The organism is Burkholderia sp. APQ4-4ca (genome assembly GCF_057837105.1).
In genome coordinates, this window is sequence record NZ_JBYQCG010000235.1 from 8045 (window position 1) to 9655 (window position 1611).

Annotated in this window: 1 protein-coding gene and 1 pseudogene; both read left to right on the top strand. The window is 59.3% G+C overall.

Going from position 1 to position 1611, the window contains the following annotated elements; genetic code table 11:
* Positions 1–247: pseudogene (locus tag AC3IFE_RS29865) on the top strand (class II glutamine amidotransferase); the annotation flags it as partial.
* Between the two features lie 549 nt (positions 248–796).
* Positions 797–1360: an adenylyl-sulfate kinase gene (cysC, locus tag AC3IFE_RS29870; protein WP_089466747.1), complete on the top strand. Its 564-nt coding sequence runs from the start codon at positions 797–799 to the stop codon at positions 1358–1360.
* The last annotated feature ends 251 nt before the right edge of the window (positions 1361–1611 follow it).

Sequence of the window (1611 nt, forward strand, 5' to 3'; positions counted from 1 at the left end):
CGTCGCGGTGCGCTATTCGAGCGAACGGCAATCGCGCTCGCTGTTCCATAGCACGTCGTTCAAGCACCTGCACGAGCTGTATCCGCATAACCCGCGCATCGCCGAAGCCGGCGACGAGGCGTTCATGGTCGTGTCGGAGCCGCTCGTCGACCTGCGCGGCGCGTGGGAGGAAGTGCCGGAGGGCATGGCGATCGTCGCGCACGGCGCCGATGTGCAGCAGCGGCCGTTCGGGCCGAGGCACAAGTGACGTGCCGCGGTCCTGACGAAATCGGGCGAATTCGGGTAGCGACGACCTCAGCGTGACGGGGCAATCGCGGCGATCCGACTTTTAAGGGGCCCGACGCTCGGTCATGCCGATCCAATCGGAAGGGATGCCAATCGTCGCCGGGCAAAAATACGTCGAGGCAACAGGCGTCGGATAATTCCCCATTCGATAATAAGTGACGGAATCGCATCACAAAAGCAGCCCCGTGCGGACTGTTGTGGTTTTCGTCGAATAAAAATTAATTCAGTTGGGATTTCAATAATAGATCCACGATCGAAAATCCTGTCGACGACGCCTACTTATTTCGAATTATTACGACCAACCGGCAATCATTACCGGGCAGATGCGGTTCGCACACCGTCTCGCCGCCTGAAGGCGAAAGCTTATTCCCGAGCAAAATATTCAACTTACAAATTTTAAAAAGCACCGTTACAATTCGACGACGACTGAATTCGCATCAATAAAGTACGACGCAGTTACCGGCACATCGAATCCGAGATGACTCAAGATCTCCCTCATTCCCGCCCTGTCATGCTCACGGGCAATCAATCCGTGCTTTCCAGCATGAAGCAGGACCATGCTTTCGTGGTATGGCTCACCGGCGTGTCCGGTGCCGGTAAATCGACGCTCTCGAATCTTCTCAAGGAACACCTCGATGCGCGCGGCCTTCGGACTTTTCTGCTGGATGGCGACCAGCTTCGCGAAGGATTGAATCAGGACCTGGGATTCAGCGACGCAGACCGCCACGAGAACATTCGTCGGACGGCCGAGGTCGCACGCCTGATGGTGGATGCCGGGCTCGTCGTCATCGTCGCGCTGATCTCGCCTTTTCAGGAGGCCCGCGCCAAAGCGCGCGCACGTTTTCCGCAGGGCATGTTTTTCGAAGTCTTCGTCGACGCTGCGCTGGACGTGGCGGAAGCGCGCGACCCCAAAGGGCTCTACGCGCGGGCAAGGCAAGGGACCCTTCGGCAGTTCACCGGCATCGAATCGACCTATGAAAAACCGGTATCGCCCGACGTGCACGTGCGCACGGGCGAAGCAGGTCCGCTGGAATGCGTGCACGCGATCATGCAGAAATTGCCGTTGAACGGTTGACGCACGTCGCCGTCCGTCGTGAACCTCCGTCACCGCGCGAACCGGGCCATCGTCGGCCACCGCGACGCGATCTGACCGAAAACCGGTCGACCTCCCATTCCGCCCGGCGCGGCGCACCCACGTCCTGCCCGCTTTTCATTACGTCACCCAATGTCAGCCCGGTTGCCCGGCGCTCAAAGGTCAGGTTATAAAAGCGCCTCCCATCCCGGTGCATGCGCCGCCCTTTTACCCTCGACTTCGGAGAACGCATG

Coding starts and splice junctions, on each gene's coding strand:
- cysC (WP_089466747.1), top strand. CDS start 797: ATGCTCACGGGCAATCAATCCGTGCTTTCCAGCATGAAGCAGGACCAT.